This is a genomic window from Ralstonia sp. 22086 (genome assembly GCF_052045975.1).
GTDB classification, from domain to species: domain Bacteria; phylum Pseudomonadota; class Gammaproteobacteria; order Burkholderiales; family Burkholderiaceae; genus Ralstonia; species Ralstonia wenshanensis.
In genome coordinates, this window is sequence record NZ_JBQEPZ010000001.1 from 78,432 (window position 1) to 98,771 (window position 20,340).

General features: G+C 62.6%; 17 protein-coding genes. 13 read left to right on the forward strand and 4 right to left on the reverse strand.

Annotation, left to right across the window (positions count from 1 at the left end; translation table 11 throughout):
• Positions 1-16: 16 nt before the first annotated feature.
• The 3 genes from ACTJK6_RS00385 (at position 17) to ACTJK6_RS00395 (ending at position 4,883) form a co-directional block, all read left to right on the forward strand.
• The gene (locus tag ACTJK6_RS00385; RefSeq protein ID WP_440838106.1) at positions 17-1,939 is read left to right on the forward strand and encodes a PrkA family serine protein kinase; all 1,923 of its coding nucleotides are present in this window, start codon (positions 17-19) and stop codon (positions 1,937-1,939) included.
• A gap of 54 nt (positions 1,940-1,993) precedes the next feature.
• Entirely contained in the window at positions 1,994-3,256 is a 1,263-nt protein-coding gene (locus ACTJK6_RS00390) for a YeaH/YhbH family protein (RefSeq protein WP_440838107.1), read from the forward strand.
• Positions 3,257-3,374: 118 nt separating this feature from the next.
• Positions 3,375-4,883: a SpoVR family protein gene (locus ACTJK6_RS00395; RefSeq protein ID WP_232040350.1), complete on the forward strand. Its 1,509-nt coding sequence runs from the start codon at positions 3,375-3,377 to the stop codon at positions 4,881-4,883.
• A gap of 90 nt (positions 4,884-4,973) precedes the next feature.
• Here the strand turns inward: ACTJK6_RS00395 and ACTJK6_RS00400 are convergent, their stop codons facing one another.
• Both ACTJK6_RS00400 and ACTJK6_RS00405 read right to left on the reverse strand, forming a co-directional pair.
• Positions 4,974-5,252: a DUF1488 domain-containing protein gene (locus tag ACTJK6_RS00400; protein ID WP_232040349.1), complete on the reverse strand. Its 279-nt coding sequence runs from the start codon at positions 5,250-5,252 to the stop codon at positions 4,974-4,976.
• A gap of 173 nt (positions 5,253-5,425) precedes the next feature.
• The gene (locus ACTJK6_RS00405; protein WP_232040348.1) at positions 5,426-6,085 is read right to left on the reverse strand and encodes a LuxR C-terminal-related transcriptional regulator; all 660 of its coding nucleotides are present in this window, start codon (positions 6,083-6,085) and stop codon (positions 5,426-5,428) included.
• Positions 6,086-6,333: 248 nt separating this feature from the next.
• Between ACTJK6_RS00405 and ACTJK6_RS00410 the strand changes: the two genes are divergently transcribed.
• The 4 genes from ACTJK6_RS00410 to ACTJK6_RS00425 all read left to right on the forward strand — a co-directional run bounded on the left by ACTJK6_RS00410 (position 6,334) and on the right by ACTJK6_RS00425 (position 8,871).
• Complete coding sequence (locus ACTJK6_RS00410; protein ID WP_232040347.1) at positions 6,334-7,002, forward strand: DUF2589 domain-containing protein; 669 nt, start codon at positions 6,334-6,336, stop codon at positions 7,000-7,002.
• A 211-nt stretch (positions 7,003-7,213) separates the two neighbouring features.
• Complete coding sequence (locus tag ACTJK6_RS00415) at positions 7,214-7,885, forward strand: DUF2589 domain-containing protein (protein ID WP_440838108.1); 672 nt, start codon at positions 7,214-7,216, stop codon at positions 7,883-7,885.
• Positions 7,875-8,327, forward strand: coding sequence for a lysozyme (locus ACTJK6_RS00420; protein ID WP_012762196.1), 453 nt, complete (start codon positions 7,875-7,877; stop codon positions 8,325-8,327). Before ACTJK6_RS00415 ends, ACTJK6_RS00420 begins: the two co-directional genes overlap by 11 nt.
• A gap of 34 nt (positions 8,328-8,361) precedes the next feature.
• A complete protein-coding gene (locus ACTJK6_RS00425; protein WP_440838109.1) occupies positions 8,362-8,871 on the forward strand; it encodes a hypothetical protein in 510 nt (169 codons plus the stop codon).
• Between the two features lie 17 nt (positions 8,872-8,888).
• Here the strand turns inward: ACTJK6_RS00425 and rnhA are convergent, their stop codons facing one another.
• On the reverse strand, positions 8,889-9,335 hold the full coding sequence (rnhA, locus tag ACTJK6_RS00430; protein ID WP_232040344.1) for a ribonuclease HI: 447 nt from the start codon (positions 9,333-9,335) through the stop codon (positions 8,889-8,891).
• A gap of 40 nt (positions 9,336-9,375) precedes the next feature.
• Positions 9,376-10,281 carry a class I SAM-dependent methyltransferase gene (locus ACTJK6_RS00435; protein ID WP_232040343.1) on the reverse strand — a complete coding sequence of 302 codons (906 nt, stop codon included), beginning with the start codon at positions 10,279-10,281 and terminating at the stop codon, positions 9,376-9,378.
• Between ACTJK6_RS00435 and gloB the strand changes: the two genes are divergently transcribed.
• The 6 genes from gloB to carB all read left to right on the forward strand — a co-directional run bounded on the left by gloB (position 10,280) and on the right by carB (position 20,294).
• Positions 10,280-11,119 carry a hydroxyacylglutathione hydrolase gene (gene gloB / locus ACTJK6_RS00440; RefSeq protein ID WP_433864586.1) on the forward strand — a complete coding sequence of 280 codons (840 nt, stop codon included), beginning with the start codon at positions 10,280-10,282 and terminating at the stop codon, positions 11,117-11,119. The two genes, ACTJK6_RS00435 and gloB, sit on opposite strands and share 2 nt — an antisense overlap.
• A gap of 137 nt (positions 11,120-11,256) precedes the next feature.
• Entirely contained in the window at positions 11,257-12,807 is a 1,551-nt protein-coding gene (locus tag ACTJK6_RS00445) for a transglycosylase SLT domain-containing protein (RefSeq protein ID WP_260802307.1), read from the forward strand.
• A 145-nt stretch (positions 12,808-12,952) separates the two neighbouring features.
• A complete protein-coding gene (gene prpE / locus ACTJK6_RS00450) occupies positions 12,953-14,854 on the forward strand; it encodes a propionate--CoA ligase (RefSeq protein WP_440838110.1) in 1,902 nt (633 codons plus the stop codon).
• A gap of 345 nt (positions 14,855-15,199) precedes the next feature.
• On the forward strand, positions 15,200-16,336 hold the full coding sequence (gene carA / locus ACTJK6_RS00455; RefSeq protein ID WP_252691290.1) for a glutamine-hydrolyzing carbamoyl-phosphate synthase small subunit: 1,137 nt from the start codon (positions 15,200-15,202) through the stop codon (positions 16,334-16,336).
• Between the two features lie 21 nt (positions 16,337-16,357).
• Positions 16,358-17,032, forward strand: a complete 675-nt coding sequence (gene leuE, locus ACTJK6_RS00460; RefSeq protein ID WP_232040338.1) for a leucine efflux protein LeuE — start codon at positions 16,358-16,360, stop codon at positions 17,030-17,032.
• Between the two features lie 16 nt (positions 17,033-17,048).
• On the forward strand, positions 17,049-20,294 hold the full coding sequence (gene carB / locus ACTJK6_RS00465) for a carbamoyl-phosphate synthase large subunit (protein ID WP_232040337.1): 3,246 nt from the start codon (positions 17,049-17,051) through the stop codon (positions 20,292-20,294).
• Positions 20,295-20,340 lie beyond the last annotated feature (46 nt).

Consider the following 20,340-nt stretch of genomic DNA (forward strand, 5'->3'; position numbering starts at 1 on the left):
AATCTACGGGGGAGATATGGATATTTTCCGCCACTACGCAACGCGTTTTGAAGCTCGCAAAGAGGACGAGTACAGCATCCAGGAGTATCTGGATATCTGCAAAAAAGACTCGACCGCCTATGCGACCGCCGCCGAGCGCATGCTCACCGCAATCGGTCAGCCCGAACTGGTGGACACCCACCACGATCCTCGGCTGTCGCGATTGTTCTTCAATAAGGTCATCAAGATCTATCCGGCCTTCCGGGAGTTCTACGGCATGGAGGACACGATCGAGCAGATCGTCTCCTTCTTCAAGCATGCCGCACAGGGCCTTGAGGAACGCAAACAAATTCTTTACCTGCTCGGCCCTCCGGGCGGCGGCAAATCGTCGCTCGCCGAGAAGTTGAAGGCGCTGATGGAGCAGATTCCCATCTACGCGCTCAAGGACTCGCCCATTCACGAGTCCCCGCTCGGGCTGTTCTCGCCCGAGGAAGACGGCAAGATTCTGGAGGAGGACTACGGCATACCAAGACGCTATCTGAACTCGATTGCCTCGCCTTGGGCGGTCAAGCGGCTGCATGAGTTCAATGGCGATATCACGCGTTTCCGCGTAGTGAAGCTGCATCCTTCGGTGCTGTCGCAGATTGCGATTTCCAAGACGGAGCCGGGCGACGAAAACAATCAGGACATTTCGTCTCTGGTCGGCAAGGTCGACATCCGCAAGCTGGAGGACTATCCGCAGGACGATCCGGATGCGTATTCGTATTCGGGTGGGCTGTGCCTGGCCAACCGGGGGTTGCTCGAGTTCGTCGAGATGTTCAAGGCGCCGATCAAGGTCTTGCACCCGCTGCTGACGGCCACGCAGGAAGGCAACTACAAGGGCACGGAAGGCTTTGGTGCGATCCCGTTCGATGGCGTCATCCTGGCGCACTCGAACGAGGCGGAGTGGCAGAGCTTCAAGTCCGATCGCAACAACGAGGCCTTCCTGGATCGCATCTACATCGTCAAGGTGCCGTACTGCCTGCGCGTGTCGGACGAGGTGAAGATCTACGACAAGCTGCTGCGCAACAGCTCGCTGGCGGCCGCGCCGTGCGCGCCGAACACGCTGAAGATGATGGCGCAGTTCGCGGTGCTCACGCGTATCAAGGAGCCCGAGAATTCCAACATCTTCTCGAAGATGCGCGTGTACGACGGCGAGAGTCTGAAAGATGTCGACCCCAAAGCCAAGTCGTATCAGGAGTACCGCGACTTTGCCGGCATCGACGAGGGCATGACAGGCTTGTCGACGCGCTTTGCCTTCAAGGTGCTCTCGAAGGTCTTCAACTTCGATGGGACGGAGGTGGCGGCCAATCCGGTGCACTTGTTGTACGTGCTCGAGCAGCAGATCGAACGCGAGCAGTTTCCGCCGGAGACGGAATCCAAACTGATGTCCTACATCAAGGAATACCTCACGTCGCCGTACGTGGAGTTCATCGGCAAGGAGATTCAGACTTCGTATCTGGAGTCGTATTCGGAGTATGGGCAGAACATCTTCGACCGCTACGTGGTGTTTGCCGACCTGTGGATTCAGGATCAGGAATATCGCGACCCGAACACCGGCGAAATTCTCGATCGCAGCGCATTGAACGACGAGTTGGAGAAGGTGGAAAAACCGGCGGGCATTTCCAACCCGAAGGATTTCCGCAACGAGATCGTCAATTTTGTGCTGCGGGCGCGGGCCAAGAACGGAGGCAAGAACCCGGTCTGGACCAGCTACGAGAAGTTGCGCGCGGTGATCGAGAAGCGGATGTTCTCGACCACGGAGGATCTGCTGCCCGTGATCTCGTTCAATGCCAAGTCGTCGCACGACGACAAGGAGAAGCACGAGAACTTCGTCAACCGCATGGTGGAGAAGGGCTATACCCAGAAACAAGTGCGCTTGCTAGTGGAGTGGTACCTGCGCGTCAGGAAGTCCTCTTAAGGAGATCAGGAAAGGGCAAAGACACCCAGCGAACTTCCAATCGAGGGCAGTCACATGGGCACGATCATTGATCGGCGGGAGAACGGTGGCGGCAAGAGCACCGTCAACAAGCAACGCTTCATCAAGCGTTACCGAGACCAGATCCGCCGCGCGGTGGCCAAGGCGGTGACGGGTCGCAAGATCATGGACATCGAGCAGAGCGGGCAGGTGTCCATTCCCGTCAAGGACATCTCGGAGCCCATGTTCCACCACGGCTCGGGCGGGCGCCGAGAAGGCGTTCACCCGGGCAACAAAGAGTTCATTCGCGGTGACAGCTTCGACCGCCCGCAGCAGGGCAGCGGCGGCTCAGGCTCGCAGGCCGGCGACTCGGGCGAGGGCGAAGACGATTTCATCTTCACGCTCTCGCGCGAGGATTTTCTCAACTTCTTTTTCGAAGACATGGCGTTGCCCGATCTCGCCAAGCGCAGCCTTGCCAAGATCGCGGAGGTGCGCAAAGTGCGCGCGGGTTTCTCGCTCGATGGCACGCCGTCCAACCTGTCGATTCTGCGGACGATGCGCAGCTCGCTCGGTCGCCGCATTGCGTTGTCCAGCCCATATCAACGTCGGCTGCATGAGCTGGAAGGCCAGTACAACGAAGAACTGGAAAACGACGGCCCTTACAGCGTACGCGCGCAAGAGCTGATGAAGGAGATGCGCCATCTGCGCTCCTGCCTTGATCGCGTGCCGTTCATTGAAAAGCTCGACCTGCGCTACAACAATCGCGTGCTGCGCAAGCGGCCGCAGGCGCAGGCGGTGATGTTCTGCGTGATGGACGTGTCCGGCTCGATGGACGAGTCGCGCAAGGACCTGGCCAAGCGTTTCTTCATGCTGCTGTATCTGTTCCTGAAGAGGAACTACGAACGGATCGACGTCGTCTTCATCCGCCACCACACGGTGGCCAAGGAGGTGGATGAGGAGGATTTTTTCCACTCCCGCGAGTCGGGCGGCACTGTTGTGTCGAGCGCACTCAAGCTGATGGCGGAAGTGATTCAGGAGCGCTATTCGCCCAGCCAATGGAACATCTACTGCGCGCAGGCTTCGGATGGAGATAACTGGGCTGGGGACTCGGAGCTGTGCGCCAAGATCCTGCGCGAGTCGATCCTGCCGCTGAGCCAGTACTACGCCTATGTTGAGGTGGTCTCCACGGAGCCGCAGAACCTGTGGGAGGAGTATCTTACGTTGAAGGCTGGGCACGACAACTTCGCGATGCAGCGCATTCTCAAGGCGGACGAAATCTATCCGGTGTTGCACGAGCTGTTTCAGAAGCGCGCGGCGTGATTGCTGATCGGGCTGCAGCAGGTTGCTCCCAGCTGGGCACTGCCGCCGTGCAGAGGCAGCGTGTGCCATGGCGAGCACGCCACCTGTGACCCTGTGTGATGGACCAACGGGAACGAGCATGGCCTACCTATCTACGGGCTCGGAATGGACCTTCGAGCTGATCAGGCGCTACGACCAAAGCATCGCCCAGATTGCCGCAGATTTCGGCCTGGACACCTATCCGAACCAGATCGAGATCATCACCGCCGAGCAGATGCTGGATGCCTATGCGTCGTCCGGCCTGCCGCTGGGCTACAACCATTGGTCTTACGGCAAGCACTTCCTTGCATCGGAGCGCGGCTACCAGCGCGGCCTCATGGGGCTGGCCTACGAGATTGTCATCAACTCGAACCCCTGCATTGCCTATCTGATGGAGGAGAACACGATGCCGATGCAGGCGCTGACCATCGCGCATGCCTGCTACGGCCACAACTCCTTCTTCAAGGGAAACTACCTGTTCCGCACGTGGACGAACGCTGACGCCATCGTCGATTACCTGCTTTTCGCCAAGAACTACGTGGCCGAATGCGAGCAGCGCTACGGCGAGCAGGAGGTGGAACTGCTGCTCGACTCCTGCCATGCGTTACAGAACTACGGGGTCGATCGTTATCGGCGGCCCAAGAAGCTGTCGATCAACGAGGAGCAGGCACGCCAGGCGGAGCGCGAGAAATATCTTGAAGCACAGGTGAACGACCTGTGGCGTACGCTGCCCACGCACCGCGCACGCGCGCTGGCAACTGCCGACGATGCCCCGGAGCCCGATCCGCAGTTCCCGCCGGAGCCGGAAGAGAACCTGCTGTATTTCATCGAGAAGAACGCGCCCAAGTTGCAGCCGTGGCAACGAGAAATCGTGCGCATCGTACGCAAGATCGCGCAGTACTTCTATCCGCAACGCCAGACCAAGGTGATGAACGAAGGCTGGGCCACGTTCTGGCACTACACCATCCTGCACAAGCTCTACGACGAGAAACTCGTCAACGATGCGTTCATGCTCGAGCTGCTGCAGGCGCATACCAACGTGATCTACCAGCCGCCGTTCAACAGCCCGTACTACAGCGGCCTGAACCCGTACACGCTGGGTTTCCTGATGTTCCAGGACATCCGGCGCATTTGCGAATCCCCTGACGAAGAGGACTACCGCTGGGCGCCCGAGATTGCCGGCAGTGATTGGCAGAAGACGCTCGACTTCGCCATGCGTAACTTCAAGGACGAGAGCTTCCTGCTGCAGTTCCTGTCGCCGCGCGTGATCCGTGAGCTGAAGCTGTTCTCCGTGCTCGACGACGACCGCGACGCGAGGCTGCGCGTCACCGCCATCCATGACGACGATGGTTATCGCAAGATCCGCGAGTTGTTGGCAGGGCAGTACGACTTGTCCAACATCGAGCCCAACATACAAGTGACCAACGTGGACGTGGGCGGCGATCGCTCATTGACGCTGCGTCACCTGCAGAGCAACCGACGCCCGCTTGGGCCGAACTACGAAGAGATGCTGCGGCACGTCGTACGCCTATGGGGCTTCACATGCCGGCTGGAGGTGGTCTACGAAGACGGGCGACGCGAGATGAAGCACGAGTGCAAGCCTGACTAGCTCGCGCCTGCTTCCACAAGGCCAGCTTTGCGCTGGCCTTCTTTTTGTTCGCGGCAGACATAGATGTCGGCCATGCTGCTCACTGCGCAGCTACATCCCGAAGCGGAAATGGCCGCTGCGCAGCACGATGTTGTGCGAGTCGGTCAGCTTGAACAGCGAGCGCGCCATGTCTTCAATCGTGCCACGGTGGGTTTCCATCGCTTGCAGCAGATCTTCCCGCCGCCACGACCGTGCGCCGAAATGCTCTTCGAGCGCTTCAGCCGTCACTGCATAGCACGCGGGGGCGCCGTCGACGCTGGCGGTGCAGGTGAGGGTGAGATCCGCGGCGCAGTAGCGTGGTGGGCTGGTGTGGAATTCGATGATCTCCATGGGCGGCCTCCATGAAAAAACGGCGATGCACCGTGCGCTGCCTTCCAAGCAGTGTATGGCGTGGTTGCGTGAATGCAATGGAGTCTGCTCGGTGTTTTCACTGGGGCGAAGCCTGGGGCCCGTAGCCTCCGACGAGGCGGCCGGCTGCCACGGGCGAGTGGAGGCGGGCGCCGCTACATCGCGCACATCTGCACGCGGACGAGGCTCGCTTTGCAGCGCGAGAGCCAGAGCGCGGCCTCAGTCCGGTTGTTGACGCCAATCTGCCGGAACAGCGCGTACAGATGGTTCTTGATGGTGCCCTCGGCCACGTTCAGCACGCGACAGATTTGCTTGTTGGATTTACCCTCTGCAAGCAGTTGCAGCACCTCATGCTGCCGCGGCGTGAGCCGGCGCCAGAGTTCGACCGGACTTTCTCCCAGGCTTTGGCGCGGATCGTCGGGTGAGAGATTGCTGATGGGCGGCAAGTAGACCGCGCCCGAGGTAATGCGTTGCAGGGCTTCGAGCAGAACGTCGGCCGTGGCCTGCCGGTCGACCACGCCGGCCGCGCCAAAGCGCAGCGCATCGCCCACCACGTGCCGGCCGACCGCTTGCACCGTCAACAGCACAGGCACTTCCGGCAACACCGCTTTCAACTCCGACAGGCGCTGCCGTGCGTCGTCATCCTGTGCGCTCCATTCCATCACGACAGCGCTGGGTTCGGCTTGCCTGCAAGCCGGTCCGATTTGCTCGGCGTAGTGAGTATCGATAAACACACCCTGCGCGTCGAGTGCATTCAATACATTGGACACACCTGCCGCAAAAAGCGGCAAGCTATCGATTACCAGAATATTCATCGACCCCTCGTACTTCAGTTAATTGTTTTCGGTGAAACCGATTATTTTGTAGAGCGGGATCGATCCGGATGCATTGAAACGGAAGTTCAGTGCCGAAAGTCACGGGCAGCCTATCGCCACGTACTGGGCCGCTGTTCCGTGGCCTTGGCTGGGACTTTCGAGGCATCGAACCCCGCAGGAAAAACTCTTACTTTGGATTCGGGCACACAAACCTGTGCGTCCAAATAATTCAATGTGAGGAGTTTTAAATGGACAACGGACTTATCGGGTCGGTTATCAATGCGCTGCCGATCGACAAGATGATCTCTGCGCCGCTGCAGGCAATGATCGCAGCGCAAACCTCGGCGGCAAAATCCTATGCGGATTTTCTGCTGCAGGTGTGTATTCAGAACGGCAAAGCCGTTGCGGTGCAATTTGACTATGACGAAACCATCGTCGACGAGAAGGGCGTGTCGCAGGGCACGATCCAGAAGACGATGCGCATTCCGCTGCTGTGCGCGGTCGTGCATCCGGTGATCGCCATCGAAGAAGGCACGATCGACTTCGAGCTGGAGATTTCGCAGTCGGAGAAATCGTCGTCCAGCACAGAGGCGGAAGGGTCGTTCCAGGCGAAGCTCGGCTGGGGCCCGTTCAGTGTGTCGGTGTCGGGCCGCGCCTCGCACAAGTCGGAGCAGACCCGCAGTACCGACACGCGTGCCAAGTACTCCTTCCACACCCAGGTCAAGCGTCAGAACCCGCCGGAAGCGCTGATGCGCGTGATGGAATTTTTGACTGACGCGGCAACCAAGCCCGTGGTCGTCAAGGGCAAGGAGAACGACGTCAAGCCGCTGCCGGCCACGCCGACCGACGGCACGATGATCGGCGAAAAGGTGCCCGCTGGCGGCAACGCGCCGGCCCCGGCTCCGGCCAATCCCTAAGCCGCTACGGCAACGGACGCCGGCCGGCCTCCCCACGGCCGGTGTCCTGATCGGTGCGCGCCCGCCGCGCGCCGCCTATTGATCTGATCGATCCGACCGACCCGACACCATGTTCAAACTCTTCAGCCGCCGCAGGCGTGACGATAACCGTGCGTCGTCAGCGCCCGCCACACCGCCAGCGCCGCCTGCCAGCGCTCCACCAGTGCCACCCGTGTCAACGCAGCCCGCTGGGCATTCCGATGCCGCACCGTTTCCAGAGACTGCGTCCGATGCGTCTGCGCCGCCGCCAGGTTCGTCGCCGCCGGGCGGCGGGGCCCGTGGTGGCAGCAACAGCCACGGTCATCCGGGCTTGAATGGCCTGACGCTCGACGACATCACGCGTGGCATGCAGCACGCCGCCGCGTCGGCCAACCAGATGCTCGCGCAGCAGTACACCGCGTTGCTCGACCAGTTTTTCGATGCCGACGAGAGCGGCACGCTGGTCGCCCGCGAAGTAGAGCTTGCACTCGACAGTCAGCACCGCCTGGCGCTGCCGCTGGTGTCGCTGGCAATGCCGCGTGGCCTCGCGCTCGATGAGATGACGGTGAACATGACCGTGCGCAGCGACCTCGCCGAAGCCTTGCCCTTACACGGCGCAGCCACGGGCGGTGTTGGCCGGTTCTACGTCTCGCTTGCGCCGCATTCCAAGCGGGATACGGGCCGCGACAGCGAGCACATCGACATCGAGATGAAGTTCACCACGCTGCAGCCGCCGGAAGCTGTGATGCGCGTGATCGACGAATACACGAATCGACTGGTGCCACGGCCCACGCAGCCCAATGCTGCGGGTTCCGACGGCCCTGGCACACCTAGCACGGCCCAGGAGAAAAGCGATGAGCACTGAGCACAACCCGCGTACCACCGGCGAGCGAGGCCTCGCGCTGATCAAGGAATCGGAAGGACTGCGTCTGTCGACGTATCTGGATGCGGTCGGCAAGCCGACCATCGGCTACGGCCACCTGATTCGGCCCGGCGAGACCTTCAACGGGCCGATCTCGCAGCAACAGGCGGAGGCACTGCTGCGCAAGGACCTGGCCGACACCGAGCAGGGCATTGCCAAGGCCGTGCGCGTGTCGATCACGCAAGGGCAGTTCGACGCGCTGGCGTCGTTCGTCTTCAACCTGGGCGCGGGGCGGCTGCGCTCGTCAACGCTGCTGCGCAAGCTCAACGCCGGCGACTACGCCGGCGCGGCCAACCAGTTCCTGCTGTGGGACAAGGCAGGCGGCAAGCCGCTCAAGGGGCTGACGAAGCGTCGTCAGGCCGAACGCAAGTTGTTCCTGTCCTGATTCACAACCACGTTACTTCACCGGAGAAGCTCGCATGCATACCGAACCGATGTCCTTGATTCCCACCACCCGCCCGCGCCGCCTGTATCGCGCATTGACGTGGTTTGCCGCCGCAGCCATTGCGATCGGCATGTCCTACGCCCGCGCGGCCGACAACGCCGCGCCAACGTGCATGGCGGAGGCGCAGCGCATCCGCGCTGAACTCGGAAACCAGGATCTGCCGACGTTCAACGATCAAGCAGGACGTTACCTCGCCGACACGCTGAGTCAGCTCTACGCCTATGGCACGTTGCCCAACCGCTACGTGCCCGAGCGCCAGGCCAACTGGGAACCGGGTACAAATCGCCCCGTCATGATGCAGAAGCGCAGCATCGGTGGAGATTTATGGGCGCAGACCAGCCTGTTGCAGGCGGATATTGACGATGGCCTTTCCAAGCGCGGCCCGCTGCGATTGATCTACGCGCAGGATGGCAAGCCCCAGTACATCACGACGACCGCCGCGAATGCGCCGCAGATCCCGACGCAGCGCTGTGCGGGCAGGTAGGCGACTGCGCGGCCGCGTCAGGCGCTGGCTTGGCGCGCCATCTCGACGCCCTTGTTGGCCAGCGCATCGGCGCGCTCGTTGCCGGGATGGCCGGCATGGCCCTTGACCCAATGCCAGCTCACGTCATGTCCGGCGACGAGTTCGTCGAGCGTGCGCCAGAGGTCGTCGTTCTTGACCGGCTTCTTGTCGGCTGTTTTCCAGCCGCGCGCCTTCCAGCCGGCCAACCATTCGCTGATGCCTTTCTGCACGTACTGCGAATCGGTATACACCTGCACCCGGCATGGCCGCTTCAGCGCGCGAAACGCCTCGATCACGGCCATCAGTTCCATGCGGTTGTTGGTGGTCAGCGTTTCGCCGCCAAAGAGTTCTTTTTCGTGGCTGCCCGAGACGAGCACGGTGCCCCAGCCGCCAAGGCCGGGGTTGCCCTTGCATGCGCCATCGGAATAGACGGTGACTTCCTGCATTGAGAAAACGATGGGTGATCAGTGAGTGGAGCGGGCGCGCTCAGGCGCCCGATTTGCCGTCACGCGCGGTAGCCGATGGCGCCTTCGTCGAATGCGAGCCCGAAGGTGTCGCGACCGGCGTACCGGCTGGCACCAGCGCCGGCGATTTGCGCGTCTTCCAAGCCGGACCAACCAGGCGCATGGTGCGCACGCGCTTGACAGCCTGCAGCATATAAACCGCGCCGAAGATCGGCCACCAGCGGTCGCCGGCCTTTTCCATGAACGCGGTGCGCTGCAGCCATTTGTCCGAGCGATTGGGCGGGCAGTAGCAGCCGAAACGGCCGCGCACGATATCAAATCCGAGCAGCTTGAGCCAGTCCTTCAGGCGCGTGAACGCAATCATCTGGCTCTGCGCAGGCAGGAACGATTCCGTGCCCAGGCGCCGCATGCCCTGTCGCATGCCCCACAGGCTGAGCGGGTTGAAGCCCGTGATGACCAGGCGCCCCTCGGGCATCAGCACGCGCGCCACTTCGCGCAGCACTTCGTGCGGGTCGTCCGTGAACTCCAGCACGTGGGGCAGGGCGACGAGGTCGATGCTCTGCGACGCGAAGGGCAGTTCGTCATAGCGGCAGATGACGCGCGGTGTGGCCTGGCGCTGGGGCGTGGTGGCGTCCGGCTCTCCGTCGGCCGCATCGGCGGATTCGGCGGGGTCGCCGTCCATCGGGTCGAGCGTTTCGGTGGGGGCGGTCGGGTCGATGTCATCCACCACACGCGCGATCAGCGGGATGCGGTTCTCGCGCAGGGCCCCAAAGCCAGGGTGGCCGAGTTGCAGCGCGTGATAGCCGAACATGTCGGCCACCGTGCGATCGAACTGGGCCTGTTCCCAACGCAGGACGTATTGCCCGGGCGGCGAGGCGAGCCAGTGGTGCCAATCTATAATGCGACGATCGTTAGAGGAGTCGGACATGGTCCAGGGTGGTGTGCCGCGTGGTGTAGCGCTTGAGGTCGAGGCGATCGCTGCGTTTGCCGACAATTATATTTGGGCACTACACGATGGTCGGGTGGCGGCTGTCGTCGATCCGGGCGACCCGCAACCGGTGCTGCGTTTCCTGAAGGAACGCGGGCTCGCGCTCGGTGCCATTGTAATCACACATCATCATGGCGATCACGTTGGCGGCGTGCGCGACCTGCTCGCGGCGTATCCGGAGAATCCCGAGGGTGCGCCGCTTCCGGTCATCGGCCCCGCGGGTGAATCGATTCCATGCCGCACGCAGGCCGTGCGCGAAGGCGACGTCGTCACGCTCGCGCAGCCGGCTGCCATATTCCGGGTGCTCGATGTGCCCGGCCATACCAGTGGTCATGTTGCCTATGTGGGCCACCTTCAGGGTAATGCCGCATCGGCGAGCCTGTTTTGTGGCGATACACTCTTCGCCACCGGTTGCGGCCGGCTTTTTGAGGGTACGCCTGCGCAGATGCGCGCGTCGCTGGCCAAGCTGGCGGCGCTGGCGCCCGATACGCGTGTCTACTGCGCGCATGAATACACGGCATCGAATGTGCGCTTTGCGCGTGCAGTCGAACCTGGCAACGCCGACTTGGCGGCCTGGGAGGATGAGGTAACGGCGTTGCGGGCCGAGGGCCGCTCGACTGTACCCACTACCGTTGGCCACGAGCGCGCGACCAATCCCTTCATGCGATCGGATGACGCCAATGTGACGCAGGCCGTGGTACGCCATGCGGGTATCGACGCGAATGATCCGGTTGCGGTATTCGCTGCGTTGCGCCAGTGGAAGAACGATTTCCGTTGAGAAACCTCGGCGCGCGGCGACGACGCGGCCAATGTGATGCATCCAGCAGGCGCCACGCCGGGTGAACGCGGGTTGACGCGGTCGGATGCGTTTCTTACTATCTGGGGCAATTTTTAGCCCTAACCCCACAGAACTTGATGCGATCCGTGCGACTTCTTGCGGCAACTGTGCTCAGTCTGCTCCTTGCGGCCTGTGCAACGGCCCCCGGGCCGAACGCCGACACAGCCAGCACCAGCGCCTCCACTGCCACCGGCCAGACCCCAGCGCCGGTCGTCAATGTCGATCAGCAGCCCGTGGCGTCCCTGAAAGGGCCGGCCAAGGATCTCTGGGCCCGCATTCGCCAAGGTTTCTCCATGCCCGACCTGCAAAGCTCGGCCGTGGACGATCGTACCGACTGGTATGCGCAGCGCCCGGACGCCTTCCGGCGCATGGTGGACCGCTCCAACCGGTACCTGTATCACATCGTCGAAGAGCTGGAGCGGCGCAATATGCCCACCGAGCTCGCCCTGCTGCCGTTCGTGGAAAGTGCGTTCAACCCGCAGGCTGTATCGAGCGCCAAAGCTGCTGGAATGTGGCAGTTCATTCCGAGCACCGGCAAGACCTACAACCTCAAGCAGAACGTCTTCCAGGATGAGCGCCGCGATGTGCTTGCCTCGACCGATGCTGCGCTGGACTATCTATCCAAGCTGCACGACCAGTTTGGCGACTGGCAACTCGCGCTCGCCGCTTACAACTGGGGCGAAGGTGCGGTGGCGCGGGCGATTGCGCGCAACCAGGCAGCCGGGCTGTCGACCGATTACGTCAACCTGAACATGCCCGCCGAGACGCGCATGTACGTGCCCAAGCTCCAGGCGGTGAAGAACATCATCGCCAACCCGGAGCGCTACGGCGTCACTCTGCCCGAGATACCGAACCATCCGTACTTCGTCACCGTCACGACTTCACGCGATATTGATGTGACGCTGGCCGCCAAGCTGGCCAATTTGCCGATGGATGAGTTCAAGGCGCTCAACCCATCGTTCAACCGGCCGGTGATCCTGGGCGCGTCCAACCCGCAGATCCTGCTGCCCTACGACAACGCCGAAACGTTCCAGTACAACCTGAATACGTATCATGGCGGTCTTTCGAGCTGGACGGCCGTAACGGTCGGCAACCGCGAGCGTGTGGAAGCGTTGGCGGCGCGGCTGAAGGTTGATCCCGACACCATTCGCGAGATCAACCGCATTCCGAAGGGCATGCGTTTGAAGGCTGGCTCCACCGTGGTCGTGCCGCGTGCCGATGGCGCCCAGGAAAACGCACCCGACATCAGCCCCGAATTGGCTGAGAACGCTACCATGGCGGTCGAACCCGACATGCCGGATCTCAGAAAGGTGGTCGTGCGTGCTGGCAAGCGCGACACGATTGCGGGTTTGTCGCGACGCTACGGCGTGTCCGTCGCCCAGATTCGTGCGTGGAACCAACTCCCCGGCGATGCCATCCCCAAGGGGCATAGCGTCGTGCTGATGCTGCCGCAAGCGCGCGGTGGCAGTCGTGGCGGGCATGTGCGCGTGATGCGCGTGTCGGCCAAGACGGCGCGCTCCACTGCCGCGACTACGCGCGTGCCGACTGCCAAGGTGGCCGGCAAGCCGGTGGTCAAGGCCAAACCGGTGGCAAGCTCATCGAGTTCGGCCAAGCGCAAGAAGCGCTGAGGCTGGCAAGAGAAACGGCGTCCTGCGGGGCGCCGTTTTGTTTTGGGGCGGCGGTAAGACCTGCGTAAGTTGGCGACCGCAAAGTAGGTGTATCCAAGCACAATCAAGATCGAGCCATCGCACACGATGGCCAGGAGACAACGTCATGCCCATGTCCGCCGCGTATCGCGCGCTGTATCAGCGCTCCATTGACGACCCCGCAGGCTTTTGGGGCGAACAGGCTCAGCGCATTGAGTGGCAAACGCCGTATTCGGCAGTCCTCGACGATTCGCGCTTGCCGTTCGCCAAGTGGTTCGTGGGCGGTCGCACCAACCTTTGCCACAACGCCATCGACCGGCATCTCGCCACGCGCGGCGAGCAAGCAGCGCTGGTGTACGTCTCCACTGAGACCGGCCTGGAGACCACGTACACCTATCGCCAGCTCCATCGCGAGGTCAACCGCATGGCAGCGAGCCTGCAGGCGCTGGGCGTCAAACGCGGCGATCGCGTGCTGATTTATCTGCCGATGATTCCTGAAGCCGCGTTTGCCATGCTGGCCTGTGCGCGCATCGGTGCGATCCATTCGGTGGTGTTCGGCGGTTTCGCATCCAACAGCCTCGCCACGCGCATCGACGACGCTACGCCGCGTGTGATCGTCAGTGCGGATGCGGGCTCGCGCGCAGGCAAGGTAGTCGAATACAAGCCGTTGCTGGGCACCGCGATTGACTTGGCGGCGCACAAGCCTGAACGCGTGTTGCTCGTCGATCGCAAACTGGCGCCCATGCAGCACAACCCGCGCGATGTTGATTACGCAACGCTTGCGGCAGAGCATGCGAATGCCGATGTGCCGTGCGAATGGATGGAGTCGAGCGAGCCCTCGTACATCCTCTACACCTCGGGTACGACCGGCAAACCGAAGGGCGTGCAGCGCGACACCGGCGGCTATGCGGTGGCACTGGCTGCGTCGATGCCGCTCATTTTCGGTGCGCAGCCCGGCGACACGATGTTCACTGCGTCGGATGTTGGCTGGGTGGTCGGCCACAGCTACATCGTCTATGCGCCGCTGCTCGCTGGCCTGACGACGGTCATGTACGAAGGCACGCCGATCCGCCCCGACGGCGCCGTCTGGTGGCGCATCGTTGAGCAATACCGCGTGAATGTGATGTTCACCGCGCCGACCGCCATTCGCGTGCTCAAGAAGCAGGATCCTGCGCTGCTGCAGCGACATGATCTGTCGAGTCTGCGGCGCCTGTTCCTTGCCGGCGAGCCGCTGGACGAGCCCACCGCCAGTTGGATTGGCGAGGCTCTGCACAAGCCCATCGTTGACAACTACTGGCAGACCGAGACCGGCTGGCCGATGTTGGCCATTCCGCAAGGGGTCGAGCCTTCCGAGCAAAAGCTCGGCTCGCCGGGCTTCCCGGTCTACGGCTACAAGCTCGACATCCTGGATGAGGCCACCGGGGAGCCGTGCGCCCCAGGCGAGAAGGGGCTCCTCGCCGTTGCCGCGCCCCTGCCGCCAGGCTGCATGACCACCGTCTGGGGCGACGACGCCCGCTTCCTGCAGACATACTGGTCGGCGTTTCCCGGTCGGCACATCTATTCGAGCTTCGACTGGGGTGTGCGTGATGAGGAGGGCTACGTGACCATCCTCGGCCGCACCGACGATGTGATCAACGTTGCAGGCCACCGCCTCGGCACCCGCGAGATCGAAGAGAGTCTGTCGTCACATCCGGCCATCGCCGAGGTGGCGGTGGTCGGCGTAGCAGATCAACTCAAAGGGCAGGTGGCGATGGGGTTTGCCATCGTGCGTGACGCCTCGCGCATTTCTGAGGCGGCGGGGCGCTTGGCCCTGGAGGGAGAACTGATGCGCACGGTCGAGGCGCAACTCGGCGCAGTGGCGCGGCCCTCGCGCGTATTCTTCGTCGGGGCCTTGCCCAAGACGCGCTCCGGAAAACTGCTGCGCCGCGCAATGCAGGCCGTAGCAGAGGGCCGTGACCCGGGCGATCTGACCACCATCGAGGACCCCACGGCATTGGCTCAGGTGCAGGCTGCCATGCGAGGCGAGTAGGGCACTGCAAACGTGACGTTCTCGCCCGCTTGGAGCTGGGCGTCAGGGCATGACGGGAGGGCGCCATGCGGGTGGCGCTCGCCGTTAAGTCCTTCCTTTTATTGAGTTTTTTGCGGTGTCCGGGTATACTTGTTGGGTTTGAGTTCAGAAACCCATCACCCTAGCGCCAACCGCTTCCTACCTCCCGCCTACCGCCCCGTCTGCCTCGTTTCTCGGTGATTTCTGGTGAGTTCTGTCCCAGCCCGACTCGCGACGCGCGAACGGCCCGGATTCCGCGCAGCCGGAATTCCGCTTCGGCGACAAGGTGATCAGGTCGGCACAGGGTGAATCCAGCAGGAGCTACCCGTGTTGCCGTCTTTCCCGCCCGCCATCCTCGCGCTTGCAGACGGCACGGTCTTTCGTGGCTATTCCATCGGTGCGGCCGGTCATACGATCGGCGAAGTGGTGTTCAACACTGCCATCACCGGCTATCAGGAAATCCTTACCGATCCGAGCTACTCGCGCCAGATCGTCACGCTCACGTATCCGCATATCGGTAACGTTGGCGTGAACCGTGAGGACGTCGAAGCTACGAAAGTCCATGCCGCCGGCCTCATCATCAAGGATCTGCCGATCCTCGCGTCCAATTTCCGCAAGGAACACTCGCTCTCGCATTACCTGAAGGGTGAGAAGGTGGTCGCCATTGCCGGAATCGATACCCGCAAGCTGACTCGGATTCTGCGTGAGAAGGGCGCCCAGAATGGTTGCATTCTCGCCGGCGAAGACAACGTGCAGAAGGCCATCGACCTCGCGCGTTCGTTCCCGGGCCTGTCGGGCATGGATCTGGCCAAGGTCGTATCTGTGACCGAGCCGTACGAGTGGACCCAGACCGAATGGGAGCTGGGTCGCGGCTACGGCAAGCAGGAAGCCCCGAAGTACCACGTGGTCGCGTACGACTTCGGCGTCAAGTTCAACATCCTGCGCATGCTGGCCGAGCGTGGCTGCCGCGTAACGGTGGTGCCGGCGCAAACCAGTGCAGCCGATGTCCTGGCGCATAACCCGGATGGCGTCTTCCTGTCCAACGGCCCCGGCGATCCGGAGCCGTGCGACTACGCGATCGCCGCTGCCAAGGAATTCCTCGAGCGCCGCCTGCCGACTTTCGGTATCTGCCTGGGTCATCAGATCATGGGCCTGGCTGTGGGCGCCAAGACGCTCAAGATGAAGACCGGCCACCACGGCGCCAACCACCCGGTCAAGGATCTGCAGGATGGCCGCGTGGTCATCACCTCGCAGAACCACGGCTTTGCAGTGGACCCGGAATCGCTGCCGGCCAATGCGCGCGTGACGCACGTTTCGCTGTTTGACGGCACGCTGCAGGGCTTCGAGCTGACCGACCGCCCGGCGTTCTGTTTCCAGGGTCACCCGGAGGCGTCGCCCGGTCCGCACGACATCGCGTATCTGTTCGACCGCTTCACCGCGGCGATGGACGCAGCCAAGCAGTAAAGCCTACGAGATCGCATCGTCATGAACGCCTTCATGCTCGCCCACTTCGGCATCACCGAGTTCTGGACCTTCCTGCTCGGCACGATCTTCATCGTGCTGCTGCCGGGGCCGAACTCGATGTACGTGCTGTCGGTGGCGGCCCGACGCGGTGTGCGCGCGGGCTACCAGGGCGCATGCGGTGTGTTTCTGGGCGATGCCATCCTGATGGTGTTGTCGGCAGCGGGCGTGGCTTCGCTGTTGAAGGCGAGTCCGGCGCTGTTCTACGTCGTGAAGTACATCGGTGCGGCGTACCTTGCGTGGATCGGTCTGCAGATGCTGCGTGGCGCGGTGCGCAATTGGCGCGCGCGCAAGGCCAGCGGGTCCGTCGAACAAAACGCGGTCCCGGCCGATGAATCGCATCCCTTCAAGAAGGCGCTGATCATCAGCCTGCTGAACCCGAAGGCGATCCTGTTCTTCATCTCGTTCTTCATCCAGTTCGTCGACCCGCACTACGCGCTGCCGGTGGTGTCGTTCGTCGTGCTGGGGCTGGTCTGCCAGATCTGCAGCTTCCTGTACCTGACCACCATCATCTTCGTGGGCGCGCGGCTGGCCGCGGCGTTCCGCGCGCGACGACGTTTGTCTGCTGGTATGAGCAGCGGCGTCGGCGCCATGTTTATCGGCTTTTCCGCCAAGCTGGCGACGGCCACACTGAATTAATCGAATCGAGCGGGTTATGCCAAAACGTACAGATATCAAAACCATCCTGATCATCGGCGCGGGTCCGATCATCATCGGCCAGGCGTGTGAATTCGATTACTCCGGCGCGCAGGCTTGCAAGGCGCTCCGTGAAGAAGGCTTCAAGGTGGTCCTGGTCAACAGCAACCCGGCCACGATCATGACCGACCCCAACACGGCCGACGTGACCTACATCGAGCCGATCACCTGGGAAGTCGTCGAGCGCATCATCGCCAAGGAACGCCCCGACGCGATCCTACCGACCATGGGCGGCCAGACCGCGCTGAACTGCGCGCTGGACTTGCACCGCCACGGCGTGCTGAAGAAGTACAACGTCGAGCTGATCGGCGCATCGCCCGAGGCCATCGACAAGGCCGAAGACCGGCAGAAGTTCAAGGACGCGATGACCAAGATCGGCCTGGGTTCGGCCAAGTCCGGCATTGCGCATTCGATGGACGAAGCCGTGGCCGTGCAGTCGCAGATCGCCAAGGAAACCGGCACGAGCGGCTACCCGATCGTCATCCGTCCGTCGTTCACGCTGGGCGGCACGGGCGGCGGCATTGCATACAACCGCGAAGAATTCGAAGAGATCTGCAAGCGCGGTCTCGACCTCTCGCCGACCAACGAGCTGCTGATCGAAGAATCGCTGCTGGGCTGGAAGGAATATGAGATGGAAGTCGTGCGCGACAAGGCCGACAACTGCATCATCGTCTGCTCGATCGAAAACCTGGACCCGATGGGCATCCACACCGGTGACTCCATCACCGTGGCCCCGGCACAGACGCTGACCGACAAGGAATACCAGATCCTGCGTAACGCCTCGCTGGCCGTGCTGCGCGAGATCGGCGTGGATACCGGCGGCTCGAACGTACAGTTCTCGATCAATCCGAAGGATGGCCGGATGATCGTGATCGAGATGAACCCGCGTGTGTCGCGCTCCTCCGCGCTGGCTTCCAAGGCCACCGGTTTCCCGATCGCCAAGGTTGCTGCCAAGCTGGCTGTGGGTTACACGCTGGACGAGCTGAAGAACGAGATCACCGGTGGTGCGACCCCGGCGTCGTTCGAGCCGTCGATCGACTACGTGGTCACCAAGGTGCCGCGTTTCGCGTTCGAAAAATTCCCGCAGGCCGACAGCCACCTGACCACGCAGATGAAGTCCGTGGGCGAGGTGATGGCCATGGGGCGGACCTTCCAGGAATCGTTCCAGAAGGCGCTGCGCGGCCTGGAAGTCGGTGTGGATGGCCTGGACGAAAAGTCCACCGATCGCGACGAAATCATCGAAGAGATCGGCGAAGCCGGTCCGGACCGCATCTGGTACCTGGGTGACGCATTCCGCCTGGGCCTGTCGATCGACGAGGTCTACGCAGAGACGTCCATCGACCCGTGGTTCCTCGCGCAGATCGAAGACATCGTCAAGACCGAAGCGCTGGTCAAGGCGCGCACGCTGGATAGCCTGTCGGCTGCCGAGCTGCGTCTGCTCAAGCAGAAGGGCTTCTCCGACCGCCGCTTGGCCAAGCTGATGAAGACGACTTCCAAGGCCGTGCGTGAGAAGCGTATCGCCGAAAAGGTCCGCCCGGTCTACAAGCGCGTGGACACCTGCGCGGCCGAATTCGCCACCAACACCGCGTATCTGTACTCGACCTATGAGGCCGAGCACGGCGAGTGCGAAGCCGAGCCGACCAGCAACAAGAAGATCATGGTGCTGGGCGGTGGCCCGAACCGGATCGGCCAAGGCATCGAGTTCGACTACTGCTGCGTGCACGCCGCGCTGGCACTGCGCGAAGACGGGTACGAGACCATCATGGTCAACTGCAACCCGGAAACCGTCTCGACCGACTACGACACGTCCGACCGCCTGTACTTCGAGCCGGTGACGCTGGAAGACGTGCTCGAGATCGTCGACAAGGAAAAGCCGGTCGGCGTGATCGTGCAATACGGTGGCCAGACGCCGCTGAAGCTCGCGCTCGACCTGGAAGCCAATGGCGTGCCTATCATCGGCACGTCGCCGGACATGATCGACGCGGCCGAAGACCGTGAGCGCTTCCAGAAGCTGCTGCACGAGCTGGGCCTGCGCCAGCCGCCCAACCGCACCGCGCGTGCCGAAGACGAAGCGCTCAAGCTGGCCGAAGAAATCGGCTACCCGCTGGTGGTGCGTCCGTCGTACGTGCTGGGTGGCCGCGCGATGGAAATCGTGCATGAGCCGCGCGACCTCGAGCGCTACATGCGCGAGGCCGTGAAGGTGTCGAACGACAGCCCCGTGCTGCTCGACCGCTTCCTGAATGACGCCATCGAGTGCGACGTGGATTGCCTGTCTGACGGCAAGCGCGTCTTCATCGGCGGCGTGATGGAGCACATCGAGCAGGCTGGCGTGCACTCGGGCGACTCGGCTTGCTCGCTGCCGCCGTACTCGCTGTCGCAAGCTACCGTTGATGAGCTCAAGCGCCAGACCGCTGCGATGGCCAAGGCGCTGAACGTGGTTGGTCTGATGAACGTGCAGTTCGCGATCCAGCAGAAGGGCGGTGAGGACATCGTCTACGTGCTGGAAGTGAACCCGCGTGCTTCACGTACCGTGCCGTACGTTTCGAAGGCGACCGGTGTCTCGTTGGCCAAGGTCGCGGCGCGCTGTATGGCCGGTCAGTCGCTCGATTCGCAAGGCATCGAAAAGGAAGTCGTGCCGGCGTACTACAGCGTGAAGGAAGCGGTGTTCCCGTTCAACAAGTTCCCGGGTGTCGACCCGGTGCTTGGACCGGAAATGCGCTCCACCGGCGAGGTGATGGGTGTGGGCAAGACCTTTGGCGAGGCGCTCTTCAAGAGCCAGCTCGCCGCCGGTTCGCGCCTGCCCGAGAAGGGCACCGTGCTCATGACGGTCAAGGACAGCGACAAGCCGCAAGCCGTGGAAGTGGCCCGCGCGCTGCATACGCTGGGCTACCCGATCGTGGCGACGCGCGGTACGGCTTCCGCCATTGAAGCCGCCGGCATTCCGGTGCGCGTGGTCAACAAGGTGAAGGACGGCCGTCCGCACATTGTCGACATGATCAAGAACAGCGAGATCGCGCTCGTCTTCACGACCGTCGACGAGACGCGTGCCGCGATTGCCGACTCGCGTTCCATCCGCCAGGCTGCATTGGCGCAGCGTGTCACGTACTACACGACCATCGCCGGTGCGCGCGCCGCGGTGGAAGGTCTGAAGCACATGCAGCACCTGGATGTGTATGACCTGCAGGGTCTGCACGCCACCCTGTAAGCCCATCCTCAGGGCCCGCGACGCGGCATAGCGTCGCGGCGAGCCG

Coding starts and splice junctions, on each gene's coding strand:
- ACTJK6_RS00385 (WP_440838106.1), top strand. CDS start 17: ATGGATATTTTCCGCCACTACGCAACGCGTTTTGAAGCTCGCAAAGAG.
- ACTJK6_RS00390 (WP_440838107.1), top strand. CDS start 1,994: ATGGGCACGATCATTGATCGGCGGGAGAACGGTGGCGGCAAGAGCACC.
- ACTJK6_RS00395 (WP_232040350.1), top strand. CDS start 3,375: ATGGCCTACCTATCTACGGGCTCGGAATGGACCTTCGAGCTGATCAGG.
- ACTJK6_RS00400 (WP_232040349.1), bottom strand. CDS start 5,252: ATGGAGATCATCGAATTCCACACCAGCCCACCACGCTACTGCGCCGCG.
- ACTJK6_RS00405 (WP_232040348.1), bottom strand. CDS start 6,085: ATGAATATTCTGGTAATCGATAGCTTGCCGCTTTTTGCGGCAGGTGTG.
- ACTJK6_RS00410 (WP_232040347.1), top strand. CDS start 6,334: ATGGACAACGGACTTATCGGGTCGGTTATCAATGCGCTGCCGATCGAC.
- ACTJK6_RS00420 (WP_012762196.1), top strand. CDS start 7,875: ATGAGCACTGAGCACAACCCGCGTACCACCGGCGAGCGAGGCCTCGCG.
- ACTJK6_RS00425 (WP_440838109.1), top strand. CDS start 8,362: ATGCATACCGAACCGATGTCCTTGATTCCCACCACCCGCCCGCGCCGC.
- rnhA (WP_232040344.1), bottom strand. CDS start 9,335: ATGCAGGAAGTCACCGTCTATTCCGATGGCGCATGCAAGGGCAACCCC.
- gloB (WP_433864586.1), top strand. CDS start 10,280: ATGGTCCAGGGTGGTGTGCCGCGTGGTGTAGCGCTTGAGGTCGAGGCG.
- ACTJK6_RS00435 (WP_232040343.1), bottom strand. CDS start 10,281: ATGTCCGACTCCTCTAACGATCGTCGCATTATAGATTGGCACCACTGG.
- ACTJK6_RS00445 (WP_260802307.1), top strand. CDS start 11,257: ATGCGATCCGTGCGACTTCTTGCGGCAACTGTGCTCAGTCTGCTCCTT.
- prpE (WP_440838110.1), top strand. CDS start 12,953: ATGCCCATGTCCGCCGCGTATCGCGCGCTGTATCAGCGCTCCATTGAC.
- leuE (WP_232040338.1), top strand. CDS start 16,358: ATGAACGCCTTCATGCTCGCCCACTTCGGCATCACCGAGTTCTGGACC.
- carB (WP_232040337.1), top strand. CDS start 17,049: ATGCCAAAACGTACAGATATCAAAACCATCCTGATCATCGGCGCGGGT.